The sequence below is a fragment of the Achromobacter sp. Marseille-Q4954 genome, assembly GCF_943737025.1.
GTDB classification, from domain to species: domain Bacteria; phylum Pseudomonadota; class Gammaproteobacteria; order Burkholderiales; family Burkholderiaceae_B; genus Achromobacter; species Achromobacter bronchisepticus_A.
Genome location: NZ_CALSFQ010000001.1, coordinates 2,446,732 through 2,459,925 on the forward strand (window position 1 = coordinate 2,446,732; position 13,194 = coordinate 2,459,925).

13 protein-coding genes are annotated in these 13,194 nt (G+C 63.9%); all 13 read left to right on the top strand.

Features of this window, described 5'->3' with window-relative positions:
• Nucleotides 1-89 precede the first annotated feature (89 nt).
• The 13 genes from NGK62_RS11515 (at nucleotide 90) to NGK62_RS11575 (ending at nucleotide 13,193) form a co-directional block, all read left to right on the top strand.
• On the top strand, nucleotides 90-1,676 hold the full coding sequence (locus NGK62_RS11515) for an ABC transporter substrate-binding protein (protein ID WP_059376302.1): 1,587 nt from the start codon (nucleotides 90-92) through the stop codon (nucleotides 1,674-1,676).
• Nucleotides 1,677-1,683: 7 nt separating this feature from the next.
• Nucleotides 1,684-2,658, top strand: a complete 975-nt coding sequence (locus NGK62_RS11520; RefSeq protein WP_059376304.1) for an ABC transporter permease — start codon at nucleotides 1,684-1,686, stop codon at nucleotides 2,656-2,658.
• Nucleotides 2,655-3,575 carry an ABC transporter permease gene (locus tag NGK62_RS11525; protein WP_059376306.1) on the top strand — a complete coding sequence of 307 codons (921 nt, stop codon included), beginning with the start codon at nucleotides 2,655-2,657 and terminating at the stop codon, nucleotides 3,573-3,575. Before NGK62_RS11520 ends, NGK62_RS11525 begins: the two co-directional genes overlap by 4 nt.
• Nucleotides 3,576-3,586: 11 nt before the next feature.
• Complete coding sequence (locus NGK62_RS11530; RefSeq protein ID WP_059376308.1) at nucleotides 3,587-4,588, top strand: ABC transporter ATP-binding protein; 1,002 nt, start codon at nucleotides 3,587-3,589, stop codon at nucleotides 4,586-4,588.
• Nucleotides 4,585-5,601 (top strand): ABC transporter ATP-binding protein, encoded by a 1,017-nt coding sequence (locus NGK62_RS11535; RefSeq protein WP_059376313.1) that lies wholly within the window; start codon nucleotides 4,585-4,587, stop codon nucleotides 5,599-5,601. Before NGK62_RS11530 ends, NGK62_RS11535 begins: the two co-directional genes overlap by 4 nt.
• Before the next feature lie 28 nt (nucleotides 5,602-5,629).
• Nucleotides 5,630-6,829 (top strand): M20 aminoacylase family protein, encoded by a 1,200-nt coding sequence (locus tag NGK62_RS11540; protein ID WP_059376315.1) that lies wholly within the window; start codon nucleotides 5,630-5,632, stop codon nucleotides 6,827-6,829.
• A gap of 360 nt (nucleotides 6,830-7,189) precedes the next feature.
• Nucleotides 7,190-7,585, top strand: coding sequence for a RidA family protein (locus tag NGK62_RS11545; RefSeq protein ID WP_251878376.1), 396 nt, complete (start codon nucleotides 7,190-7,192; stop codon nucleotides 7,583-7,585).
• A gap of 5 nt (nucleotides 7,586-7,590) precedes the next feature.
• Entirely contained in the window at nucleotides 7,591-8,442 is an 852-nt protein-coding gene (locus NGK62_RS11550) for a fumarylacetoacetate hydrolase family protein (protein ID WP_251878378.1), read from the top strand.
• 45 nt (nucleotides 8,443-8,487) lie between these two features.
• Entirely contained in the window at nucleotides 8,488-9,444 is a 957-nt protein-coding gene (locus NGK62_RS11555) for a Bug family tripartite tricarboxylate transporter substrate binding protein (protein WP_251878380.1), read from the top strand.
• Between the two features lie 83 nt (nucleotides 9,445-9,527).
• Nucleotides 9,528-10,202 carry a GntR family transcriptional regulator gene (locus NGK62_RS11560; RefSeq protein WP_251878382.1) on the top strand — a complete coding sequence of 225 codons (675 nt, stop codon included), beginning with the start codon at nucleotides 9,528-9,530 and terminating at the stop codon, nucleotides 10,200-10,202.
• A 143-nt stretch (nucleotides 10,203-10,345) separates the two neighbouring features.
• Nucleotides 10,346-11,251, top strand: a complete 906-nt coding sequence (locus NGK62_RS11565) for a TauD/TfdA dioxygenase family protein (protein WP_251878384.1) — start codon at nucleotides 10,346-10,348, stop codon at nucleotides 11,249-11,251.
• Nucleotides 11,252-11,302: 51 nt separating this feature from the next.
• Nucleotides 11,303-12,346, top strand: coding sequence for an ABC transporter substrate-binding protein (locus tag NGK62_RS11570; protein WP_118932734.1), 1,044 nt, complete (start codon nucleotides 11,303-11,305; stop codon nucleotides 12,344-12,346).
• 1 nt (nucleotide 12,347) lies between these two features.
• Nucleotides 12,348-13,193 carry an ABC transporter ATP-binding protein gene (locus tag NGK62_RS11575; RefSeq protein WP_251878386.1) on the top strand — a complete coding sequence of 282 codons (846 nt, stop codon included), beginning with the start codon at nucleotides 12,348-12,350 and terminating at the stop codon, nucleotides 13,191-13,193.
• The last annotated feature ends 1 nt before the right edge of the window (nucleotide 13,194 follow it).

The window sequence follows — 13,194 nt, forward strand, 5'->3', positions numbered from 1 at the left end:
ATAAGGGAATATAACTGTTGCGCCGTCCCTTGTTTGCTGGTTAATGTGGCCCGGAGGTTCAAAACCCGAAACAATCCAGGGAGATCACAATGGCATCTCGGTTTTCGCGTGTCTTGGCCTGCGGCTCAGCCGCGGTGATGTTGGCCTTCGGCACCTTCAGTTCGGCTATGGCCCGCGATCTGGTGATCGCCTTGAAGACCGAACCCTCCTCGATGGATCCGCAGTATCACGCGCTCACGCCCAATACGCAGATCTCCCAGACCATATTCGATACCTTGGTTGCCACCGACGCGCAGCTCAAGCCGCAGCCCGCGCTGGCCGAGTCCTGGACCGTGGACGGCAAGGTGTGGACCTTCAAGCTGCGCCCCAATGTGAAGTTCTCCGACGGCACGCCGTTCACCGCGGAAGATGTGGTCTTTACGTATGCGCGGGTCCCCAAGGTGCCCAACAGCCCTTCGCCGTTCACGCTGTATCTGGGTTCGGTCGAGAAGACCGAAGCGGTCGATGCCAGCACCGTGCGCATCACCACCAAGGACGTGGCGCCGAACCTGCTGGTCAACCTGGCGCAGTTGCCCATCATGTCAAAGAAGGCGGCGTCCGGTCCTGCGGCAGAAGGCAAGACGACGACCGAACTCAATAGCGGCGACGGCCTGATCGGCACCGGCCCCTACAAGTTCGTGTCCTGGAAGCGCGGCGCCGAATTCGTGCTGGCGCGCAACGACAACTATTGGGGCAAGAAGCCAGAATGGGACCGCGTGGTCTACCGTCCCATCAGCAACGCGGCCGCGCGCGTGGCGGCGCTGCTTGCCGGCGACGTCGACATGATCGAGGATCCCCCGACCGACGACCTGCCCAAGCTCAAGGGCGACAAGAAACTCTATGTAGAGGAAACGCCGTCGGTGCGTGTCGTCTACGTGGCGCTGGACCAGTTCGCCGAGCCCTCGCCAGGCGTGCAAGGCACCGAAAAGAACCCCATGAAGGACAAGCGCGTGCGCGAAGCGTTGTCGCTCGCCATCAACCGCGATGCGCTGGTCGAGCGCGTGATGGGCGGGGTGGCGTTGCCCGCGGGCAATCTGTTGCCCTACCCCATGTTCGGTTCCAGCAAGGAGCATTCCAAGGCCCCCAAGGCCGACGTGGAAAAGGCCAAGGCCTTGCTGAAGGAAGCCGGCTATCCCAACGGGTTCTCCATCACGCTGGGTTCGCCGTCGGGCCGCTACGTCAATGATTCGAAGGTGGCGCAAGCGATCGCGTCGATGTGGACCCGCATCGGCGTGAAGACCAGCGTGGATGCGATGGCGCCCCCGGTGTTCTTCAAGAACCGCGACAGCTATGCGTTCTCTGCCTATCTGGCGGGCTGGTCCGTGACCAGCGGTGAAATGTCCAACGCGCTGACCTCGCTGCTGGTGACGCGCAATCCCGAAGCGGGCCTGGGCACCACCAACCGCAGCCGTTACTCCAATCCCAAGATGGACGCGCTGGTGAAGGAAGCGTCGTCGACCATGGACGATGCCAAGCGTGCGGACCTCTTGTCCAAGGCCAGCAACATCGCCATGGATGACTACGCCATGCTCCCTGTGCATTTCGAGTTGTCGGTATGGGCAATGAAGAGCGACATCCGCTATCAAGGCCGCCCAGACCAAGTCACGCTCGCACAGTTTGCAACGCTGAAGAAGTAAGGCGCTAGTGCTTGCAACGATCGTAAGAAGGCTGCTGCAGACCATCGTCGTCATGCTGGTCATGTCGGCGCTGGTCTTTGCCGGCATCTACATGGTGGGCGACCCGGTGTCGATGCTGGCCAGCCCGGAAGCGACCGAAGCGCAGCGCGCCGCTGTGCGCGCATCGCTGGGCCTGGATCTGCCGCTGTGGCGGCAGTACCTGATCTTCATGGGCCAGGCGGTGCGCGGCGATTTTGGCAACAGCTTCCTGACGGGCGAACCGGCCATGAGGCTGATCCTCGAGCGCATGCCGGCCACGGTGGAACTGGCCTGCGTGGCCATGCTGCTGTCGGTGCTGATCGGCGTGCCGCTGGGCATCTTGGCGGGGCTCAAGCCCAAGGCCGTGGGTTCGCGCGCCATCATGACGGGCTCGGTGCTGGGTTTCTCGCTGCCCAACTTCTGGGTCGGCCTGATGCTGATCATGGTGTTCGCGGTGATGCTGGGCTGGGTGCCGGCGGGCGGACGCGGCCAGACCGTCAGTATTGGCTCGCTGCAGTTGAGCGTGCTGACCTTGGACGGCTGGCTGAGTTTGGCGCTGCCCGCGGCCACGATTGCCTTCGCCAAGTGCGCGATGATCATCCGCGTGACGCGCGCCGCCACGCGTGAAGCCCTGCCCATGGATTACATCAAGTTCGCGCGCGCCAAGGGCCTGTCCGAAAAGCGCGTGCTGGGCGTGCATCTGCTCAAGAACATCCTGATTCCCGTGGTGACGGTGGCAGGCCTGGAATTCGGCCAGGTGATGGCCTTCGCGGTCGTCACGGAAACCGTGTTTTCGTGGCCGGGCATGGGCAAGCTGCTGATCGATTCCATCATCAACCTGGACCGTCCGGTGGTGGTGGCGTATCTGCTCTTGATCGTGTTCTTCCTGGTCATGTTGAATCTGGTGGTGGACATCATCTACACGGTGCTGGACCCCCGCGTACGTTTGGATAGCCGCCGATGAACACACCCGCCACCGCCGCCGCGCCCCCGGTTCAGGCCAAGGAGCAAACACCGTGGCGCCGCTTCCTGTCGGACTTCTTCGCCAGCAAGCTGGCCACGCTGGGCTTGATCATGCTGGTCCTGATCGTGGGCGCCGCGCTGCTCGCGCCATGGATCGCGCCGCAGAATCCCTATGACCTGGCGACGTTGGACATCATGGATTCCAAGCTCAAGCCGGGCAGCGAAAGCGGCGACGGCAGCATGCGCTATTGGCTGGGTACCGATGGCCTGGCGCGCGACCTGTTCTCGGCCATTCTGTATGGCATGCGCACCAGCCTGCTGGTGGCCAGCGTGTCGGTGCTCGCTGCCTTCGGCATCGGCGCTACGGTGGGCCTGATCGCGGCCTATTTCGGCGGCCGCATCGATGCTTTGCTGATGCGGGTTGTGGATATCCAGTTGTCGTTCCCCGCCATCCTGGTTGCGCTGATGTTGCTGGCGATTCTGGGCAAGGGTGTGGATAAGGTGATCATCGCGCTGATCGTGGTGCAGTGGGCGTATTTCGCGCGCGCCGCGCGCGGTGCGGCGCTGGTCGAGCGCGGCAAGGAATACGTGGAAGCGGCGCGCTGCATGTCGCTGTCCTGGGGGCGCGTGCTGTTTCGCCACGTGCTGCCCAACTGCATGCCGCCCTTGATCGTGATCGCCACCATCGACCTGGCGCATGCGATTGCGCTGGAGGCCACGCTGTCGTTCCTGGGCGTGGGCGTGCCGGTGACGGAGCCGTCGCTGGGCATGCTGATCTATAACGGTTTTGAGTACCTGCTGTCCGGTCAGTATTGGATCTCCTTCTTTCCCGGCATCGCGTTGGCGCTGGCCATCATCGCCATCAATCTGGTGGGCGACCATCTGCGCGATGTGCTCAACCCGCGCCACGCGAATTGAGGGCGGGCGCAATGCAGACACCTGTGGAAAAGTCCCTGGCGACGCCCATACTCGAGGTGCATGGCCTGAAGACGCACTTCTACACGCGTAATGGCGTGGTGAAGGCGGTCGATGGAGTGGACCTGATGCTCGCCGAAGGCGAGATCCTGGGGCTGGTGGGCGAATCGGGATCGGGCAAGAGCATCACCGGCTTTTCGCTGATGGGTTTGCTGGACGAGCCGGGCCGCATCGTCGACGGCACCTTGCGGCTCAACGGCGAGGACCTGCGCGGCGCGACGCCTGCGCGCTGGCGCGAGCTCAGGGGCCAGGAGATCGCGATGATCTTCCAGGATCCGATGATGACCCTGAACCCGGTGCTGCGTGTCGATACGCAGATGATAGAGGCGGTGCAGGCGCACAGCAAGGTATCGCGCGAGCAGGCCCGCCAGCGCGCGCTGCAGACGCTCGCCATGGTGGGTATTCCCTCGCCCGAGGAGCGCCTGCGCACCTATCCGCATCAATTGTCAGGCGGCATGCGGCAGCGCGTGGCGATCGCGATTGCGCTTTTGAATTCGCCGCGCCTGATCATCGCCGACGAGCCCACCACGGCGCTGGATGTGACCATACAAGGCCAGATCCTGTTCGAAGTGCAGAAGCTGTGCCGCGAGACCGGCACCGCCCTGATCTGGATCACGCACGACCTGGCGGTAGTGGCGGGGCTGGCGGACCGCGTTTCGGTCATGTATGCGGGACGAGTGGTGGAAACCGGTACCACGCAGGCCGTCATCAGCCATCCCATGCATCCCTACACGCATGGCCTGATCGCTTCCATTCCCACGCCCGAATCCCGCGGCAAGCCGCTGGTCCCGATTCCCGGCATGACGCCGTCGCTGCTCAACCTGCCGCAAGGCTGTGCGTTTCGCGGGCGCTGCCCGCGCGCCACCGACGCCTGTCTGGTCGAACCGCAACCCGTGGAGGTGCGCCCGGCGCAATGGGTGCGTTGCTGGCATGCCGGAGGACCAGATACCAAATGAATGCCGCAGAACGAGATCCCGCCGTCCCTATCCTGTCGTTGCGCGAGGTCGAGTTGCGCTTCGTGCAGCCCGTGGACCTGGCCGGCCGTATCGCCAACCTGCTGGGCGCGGGCTTGAAGACGCAGGTCGTGCATGCAGTGGCGGGCGTGGACCTGGATGTGCGGCCGGGCGAAGTGATAGGTATCGTGGGCGAATCCGGCTGTGGAAAATCCACGCTGGGCCGCATCGTGTCCGGCATTCTGCCGCCGACCGCGGGCGAAGTCAGCTACAAGGGCCGCGCCGTGAAGGCCATGGCGGGTCCGGAGCGGCGCGCCTATGAGCTGGGCGTGCAGATGATCTTCCAGGACCCGTATGCCTCGCTGAACCCGCGCATGCGCGTACGCGAGATCATCGGCGAGGCGCCCGTGGCACACGGTCTGGTTCGCGCGCGCGACAAGGCCGAGTACGTGGCCGGGCTGATGCGCCAGGTGGGCCTGGATCCGGCTTTTGCACAGCGTTATCCCCATCAATTCTCCGGCGGCCAGAGGCAGCGCGTAGGTATTGCGCGGGCGCTCGCGCTCAAGCCCTCGGTCATCGTCTGCGACGAGGCGGTCGCCGCGCTGGACGTTTCGATCCAGGCGCAGGTGCTTAATCTGTTCGAACGGTTGCGCGCGGACCTGGACCTGACCTATCTTTTCATCAGCCACAACCTCAGCGTGGTCAGTCACATCTCGGACCGCGTGGCCATCATGTACCTGGGCCGTGTGGTGGAGCTGGCGCCTACCGACACGGTCTTCCAGCGCGCCAACCATCCGTACACGCAGGCCTTGCTGAAGGAACTGCCGACGCTGCAGCCGGGGCGACGCACGTACCAGCCCATCAAGGGCGAACTGCCGTCGCCGCTGGACCCGCCGACGGGCTGCGCCTTCCACCCGCGTTGCCCGCATGCGATGCCGCGCTGCAAGGCCGAGCGGCCGCTGCTGCGCGAAATTGCCCCGGGCCAGTTCAGCGCCTGTCATCTGAACGATATGTGAATTCAACCCTTACGCCTTATCCACAGCCATGAAAACCATAGACGAAATCGAACGCGCCCACGGCGACCTTACCGCATTGCGACGGGATATCCACGCCCATCCTGAGCTCGCCTTCCAGGAAACGCGCACGTCCGCGCTGGTCGCGGAGCGTCTGCGCGGCTGGGGCCTGGAAGTCCACACGGGGCTGGGGAAAACCGGCGTGGTGGGTGTTTTGCGCGGCGGCAGCGGCAAGAAGACCATCGGCCTGCGCGCTGACATGGATGCGCTGCCCATGCCCGAGCACAATCGCTTCGCGCACAAGTCCACCATCAGCGGACGCATGCATGGCTGTGGCCACGACGGACACACCACGATGCTGCTGGGGGCGGCGCAATACTTGTCCACACATCGCGATTTCGATGGCACGGTGGTGTTCATCTTCCAACCGGCCGAGGAAGGCGGCAACGCTGGCGCGCGCGCCATGATGCAGGACGGCCTGTTCGATAAATTCCCTTGCGACGCGGTGTTCGGCATCCACAACATGCCTGGCATGCCCGTCAACCAGTTCGGTTTCCGGGCGGGGCCGACCATGGCATCCAGCAACCGCTGGGATATCGTCATCAAGGGCGTGGGCGGCCACGCGGCGCAGCCGCACGCATCGGTGGACCCCATCATAGTCGCGGCCGACATGGTGCATGCCCTGCAGACGGTGATCTCGCGCAGCAAGAACCCGCTGGAACAGGCTGTGCTGTCGATCACGCAGATCCATGCGGGCGACGCCTACAACGTGATCCCGGGTGAAGCCGTGTTGCGCGGCACCGTGCGCACGTATTCGGTGGAGACCCTGGACAAGATCGAGGCCGACATGCGCCGCATCGCGACGACCTTGCCGCAGGTCTACGGCGGTACGGGCGAACTGGATTTCGTGCGCGCGTATCCCCCTCTGGTGAACTGGGAAAACGAAACCGCCTTTGCCGCCCAGGTCGCCGAAGACGCGTTCGGCGCCGAAAACGTGCAGCGCGAGATGCCGCCCTTCATGGGGGCGGAGGACTTTTCCTTCTTCCTGGAGGCGGTGCCTGGGACCTACCTGTTCCTGGGCAACGGCGATGGCGACCACCGCATGGAGACCTATCACGGCATGGGGCCGTGCCAGTTGCACAACCCGAATTACGACTTCAACGACGCCCTGCTGCCGGTGGGTGCAACGTATTGGGTAAAACTGGTTCAGGCGTTTCTGCCGAAGTCCTGATCCACGCAAGTCTTTGATTTTAAAAGGCGCGGGCTCTTAACAGCCCGCGCCTTTTTTCGTGGCGAGGCCCAGTTGTACACAGGCTGTCCACCTGCTATTCACCGCCTATCCACCGGGATATCCCCCGACAATCCACCGCTTTTCCCTAGCTTGCCACCAGGCTTATCCCAAGACTTATCCACAGGTGTCGCGATGCGATTGGCCGGCGAAATTCGTTCGTTACCAGGGTAAATGCGTATGCCCGCGAGGCCCGCACGGCCTTGACTGACGTCGGCGGGTCAGCCTAGCATTGATATAACTGTGAAATATCACTGTTATTTTAATTGGCGGTTCCAACCTACTCTTTGAACAGGAAATCCCATGGTCCAGAAAGTCCGCATCACCAGCCCCCACGTCGCCGAAGCCGAGCCCGGCCTGTGGTCGAACTGCCTGCGCGTGAAAGACTCGGTCTATCTGTCGGGGCTGACCGCCCGTGCCAACGACGGCAACACCATCCAGGGCGCGAATGCCTACGAACAAGCCCAGGTCATCTTTGCGAAGATGAAGCATCTCCTGGAAGCCGCGGGCGGCCAGATCGACGACATCGTCACGCTGACGATCTTCCTGACCAACATGGCGGACAATCAGCAGGTGTGGAAGGCGCGGCGCGAATTCTTCAGCGGCGATTTCCCTGCCTGCGCGCTGGTACAGGTATCCGCCCTGGCCAAGCCTGAGATCCTGGTGGAAATTCAGGGCCAGGCCCGTCTTGCGGACTGACACCCATGAAAATCGTTCGCTATGCCAGCGAATCCGGCCCGGTCCTGGGCCGGCTGGACGGCCAGGCCATCACGCCCTTTCAGGGCGTGGCTGACGTGCAGACGCTGTTGAGCCAGGTCGCGCAGGCCAGCGGCGCGGCCGTGCCGCTGGATTCAGTGCGCTTGCTTACCCCCATCATGCCGCAGCGCAATGTGTTCTGCGTGGGCTGGAACTACCTGAAGCACTACGACGAAAGCAAGGGCAAGCGCGAAGGACAGGAGGTCGAGCTGCCCGAACGCCCCACTTTCTTCAGCAAGCTGCCCACCACCGTCGTCGGGCCGCAAGACAGCGTCCCGCTGCATGAAGCCTACACGTCCAAACTGGACTGGGAAGTCGAGCTGGCCGTGGTGATCGGCAAACCAGGACGCGATATTGCTGAGGAGGATGCCCTGGGCCACGTGTTCGGCTACACGGTGGCTAATGACCTTAGCGCGCGTGATCTGCAGCGCGCGCATGGCGCGCAGTGGTTCAAGGGCAAGAGCCTAGACGCGACCTGCCCGATGGGGCCGGTACTGGTGACAGCGGACGAAATCGGCGATCCGCAGAATCTCGCCCTGGGCTGCGAGGTCAATGGCACACGCATGCAGGCAGGCCATACCCGCAACCAGATCTTCAGCGTGGCCCGTGTGATTGCGGAACTATCGCAGGGACTGACTTTGCTGCCCGGCGACGTCATCCTGACCGGTACGCCCGAAGGGATAGGAGCGGCCCGCCAGCCTCCCGTTTTCCTGCGCGATGGCGACGTCGTGGAGTGTTGGGTGGACGGGATAGGTTCACTGCGCAACGTTGTGCGCGCAGGCCTGCGCCACGCGGAATAGGCCGCCTGGCGTGCGGCAACGACGACAAATCAAGGGGTAAACATCATGAAGAAAACCGTATTGGCCGCCGCGCTGGCGCTGGCCAGCATGAACGCCGCCGCCGACACGTTCCCGTCGCAGCCCATGACGCTGATCGTGCCGTATACCGCGGGCGGTTCCTCCGACGCGCTGGCGCGGGCGCTGGCCAAGGCCATTGCGAAGAACACCGGCGCCAACATCATCGTCGAAAACCGTCCCGGCGGCAGTACCGTGATCGGCGCGCAGACCTTGCTGGGCAAGCCGGCGGACGGCAACACGGTCCTGCTGATCGCAGCAAGCTTCGTCATCAATCCTTATCTGTTGAACCAACTGCCCTATGACAGCGTGAAGGACTTCCAGCCGGTCACGCAGTTGGCGTCCAACCCGCATGTGTTGGTGGTCGGACCCAAGGTGCCGGCCGGCGATCTCAAGGCGTTCCTGGCCTGGGCCAAGGACCAGGGCGACAAGGCGACCTTCTCTTCGTTCGGCAATGGCTCATCAGGCCACCTGGGCTTCGAGATGCTGAAGAAGCAGGCAGGCTTGGGCATGATGCATGTGCCGTACAAGGGCGCGGCGCCGGCCACCATGGCGGTGCTGAGCGGCGAAGTGGACGCGACGTTGGGGGATGTGGGCGTGGTTGCGCCGCATGTCCAGGCGGGCAAGCTGCGCGCCCTGGCGGTGGCGGGCAGCGTCCGTACGCCGGCGTTGCCTGATGTGCCGACCTTTGCCGAGGCCGGTCTGCCGGGCTTCGAATCGCAAACCTGGATGGGGCTGCTGACGCGTACAGGCGTACCGGCGGATCGCGTGCGGCGCTTGAACCAGATGTACTCGGAGGCACTGCAGGATGCGGACGTGCGCCAGATCCTGGCGCAGCAGGGCATGGTGGCTGCAACCTCCACGCCAGACGCGTTCGCGGCATACATGAAGGCGGAATCCGCCAAGTATGGGCAGACCATCAAGGACGGCAACGTGCGCATCGACTGAGGAAACACTGGCCCGCCCGCACCGGTCGCTATAATCGCAGCGGTCTGCGCCGGTTGCGGCGCGTGGTCAGCAACCATCACCGCATGCCCAAAACCCCTACCCCCAAGCGACTGCAGGAAGACACCGCGCCGGCGGCTTCGCTCGGCGAACAGGCGTATATCGCGATCAAGCGCATGATCCTCACGCAGGAGCTGCGCGCCGGGGACCAGATCAACGTCGCGCAACTGAGCGAACAGCTGTCGCTGGGCCGTAGCCCCATCCATCTGGCCATACACCGGCTGGACCGCGAGGGGCTGGTGGACATCCTGCCGCGCAAGGGCATCCTGGTCAAAGCGGAGACCATAGACAGCTTCCTGGAGCTGATCGCCGCGCGCCTGCTGGTCGAACCGCATCTGACCGGCCTGGCCGTGGACAATGCCACGCCGGCGCTGCTGGAACGCCTGCAAGCGTTGGTAGCGGCGGGTTGGGAATGCCATGAACGCCAGGACCGCCTGGGCAGCATGGAGATCGACCGCAGGTTCCACCAGACGCTGTACGAAGCCGCCCGCAACGACATTCTTGCGGAGTTCGCCGGCAGCCTGCTGGACCGTTCCATGCGCCTGTGGTTCCGCCCGCCTGCGGGCAAGGCGGAAAAGCCCAATGTGGCCGAACTGGAAGATCTGTACAACATGGTCGAGCGCGGCGATAAAAAGGCCGCGGTGCGCAAGATGGAGCAGCACATCGGCTCCGTGCGCGGCAAGTTCCTCTCGCGTGAATAAGCTTATAGCCGCAACGCGAAGGCGCGCCATATGACGCGCAGGCTTGAACAAAGGCCGAATAATTCGTTTGCGTAGGGGTTGCGCGTTTTCATAATGGATCGTTCCTGAGCCGGCCTGGCCGGCATTCGCGCAAGGAGCGATCCATGTCCCAGAGCAACGCGCTGCGCCGGTCCGAGGCGTATGCCGAACCCGCGGCGCAAGCCTTTTCGATCCGCCCGCTGGCCGCCGTGACCGGCGCCGAAATCATCGGCATCGACCTGTCGCGCGAGCTGACCCCGGCCGATTTCACGCAGGTGCATCGCGCCCATCTGGACCATCACCTGCTGGTGTTCCGCGATCAGCGCATCACGCCGCAGCAGCACGTTGATTTCAGCCGCCGTTTTGGACGCCTGATGATCCACGTGCTGCATCAATTCCATCTGCCTGGGCATCCCGAGATCCTCATCGTTTCCAACATCGTCGAAGACGGCAAGCCTATAGGGCTGGGCGATGCCGGCAAATACTGGCATTCGGATATCTCGTACAAGGAACTGCCCAGCCTGGGTTCGCTGCTGCACGCGCAGGAGCTGCCCGCGCAAGGCGGCGACACGCTGTTCGCCGACATGCATGTGGCGTACGACACCCTGCCTGCCGCGTTGCGCGAAGCCATCGAAGGCAAGCGCGCCGTGCATTCCTACCTGGCCAAGTACGGCCAGCTGCAGAAGGAAGGCTCGTGGCGTCCCAACCTCAGCGCGCAACAGGTGGCGCAGGTGCAGGAAGTGGTGCATCCGGTCGTGCGCACGCATCCGGAGACGGGTCGGCGCGCGCTGTTCGTCAGCGAAGGCTTCACCACCCGCATCGAGGGCCTGCCCGAAGACGAAAGCCGCCAGATCCTGGACGAGCTGTTTGCCCACAGCATCCGGTCCGAACACATCTACCGCCACCAATGGCAGCCGCATGATCTGGTGTTCTGGGACAACCGTTCGTTGATCCATCTGGCCGGCGGTACGCCGGACCACCTGCGCCGCAAGCTGTACCGCACGACGATTGAAGGCGACGTGCCGTTCTGACGTCCTGCTCTCCTAAATTTCGCGCAAAACCATTTATCCACAGGGTCCGCCATGGGTTTTTCCTCCGCTGTACGTGATCGTTTGGTCCAGGCCGCCACCGGCGCGGGCCTGGCGCTGATACTTGCCGTGCTGGCGCTGGCTTCGCCCACGCCGGCCATGGCGGAAGGCCGCATCCGCATCGCCGAACAGTACGGCATCGTGTACCTGCTGTTGAACGTGGCGCGCGATCAGCAGCTGATCGAGAAGCACGGCAAGGCCGACGGTGTGGATATCTCGGTCGAGTGGGCCAAGCTGTCCGGAGGCGCCGCCGTGAACGACGCGTTGCTGTCCGGGGCTGTGGATATCGCGGGGGCGGGCGTCGGACCGTTGTTGACGATCTGGGACCGCACGCGCGGCAAGCAGAATGTGAAGGGCGTGGCCTCGCTGGGCAATTTTCCCTATTACCTGGTCAGCAACAATCCCAACGTGAAGACGATTGCGGACTTCACCGACAAGGACCGCATCGCGGTGCCAGCGGTGGGCGTGTCGGTGCAATCGCGCGTGCTGCAGCTGGCGTCGGCCAAGCTGTGGGGGGACGCGCAGTTCAACAAGCTGGACAAGATTTCGGTCGCTCTGCCGCATCCCGACGCGGCCGCCGCCATCATCGCGGGCGGCACCGAAATCACAGGGCATTTCGGCAACCCGCCGTTCCAGGAGCAGGAGCTGGCCGAGAATCCCAAGGCGCGCATCGTGCTCAATTCCTATGACGTGCTGGGCGGGCCCAGTTCGTCCACGGTGCTGTTTGCCACCGAGAAGTTCCGCAAGGAAAATCCCAAGACCTACAAGGCGTTCCAGGCCGCGTTGAAGGAAGCGGCGCAGTTCGCCGCCGCCAATCCGGAACAGGCCGCGGATACCTATCTGCGCGTCACGGGCGCCAAGCTGGACCGCGATTTCCTGATCAAGGTGATCAAGAACCCCGACGTGCAGTTCAAGCTGGAACCGCAGAACACCTACGCGCTGGCCGAGTTCATGCACAAGGTGGGCGCGATCAAGAATGCGCCGGCCAGCTGGCGCGACTACTTCTTTGACGATCCCCTCACGGCCCAAGGCAGCTGAAATGGGCTTGAGCGCTGCGTCCCCTGTGGATAACGCCGAAAAGACCACGCCTTTGCTGGCTGTGGATAAGGTGTCGATCGAATACAAGACGCGCGAACGGCGCGTGCGCGCCACGCATCAGGTCAGTTTCGACGTGCACGATGCCGAGCGTTTCATCCTGCTGGGCGCGTCCGGTTGCGGCAAGTCCACGCTGCTCAAGGCGATCGCGGGCTTCATTGAACCGACCGAAGGCCGCATCGCGGTCGATGGCAACGCCGTACGCGGCCCCGGGCCTGACCGTATCGTGGTGTTCCAGGAATTCGACCAGCTGCCGCCATGGAAGACGCTGCGGCAGAACGTGGCGTTTCCGCTGGTGGCTTCGCGCAAGCTCGGCCGACGCGAGGCCGACGAGCGGGCCATGCACTACCTGGACAAGGTCGGGCTGTCCGCGTTTGCCGATGCCTATCCGCATACGCTGTCCGGCGGTATGAAGCAGCGCGTGGCGATCGCGCGCGCCCTGGCGATGCAGCCGCGCGTGCTGTTGATGGACGAGCCTTTCGCGGCGCTGGACGCATTGACGCGGCGCCGCATGCAGGAAGAGCTGCTGGCATTGTGGGAAGAGGTGCGCTTTACGCTGCTGTTCGTCACCCATTCGATCGAAGAGGCATTGGTGCTGGGCAGCCGCGTGCTGCTGCTGTCGCCGCATCCGGGCCGCGTGCGCGCGGAGCTGAACGCTCATGCCTTCGGACTGCACAGCCAGGGCTCGGCTGCGTTCCAGTCGGCGGCCCGGCGCGTCCATGATCTGCTGTTCGACGTGGTGGCGGCGGAACCGCCCGCTGAACTTGCCGCTGAACGGGCCGCGGCCTGAA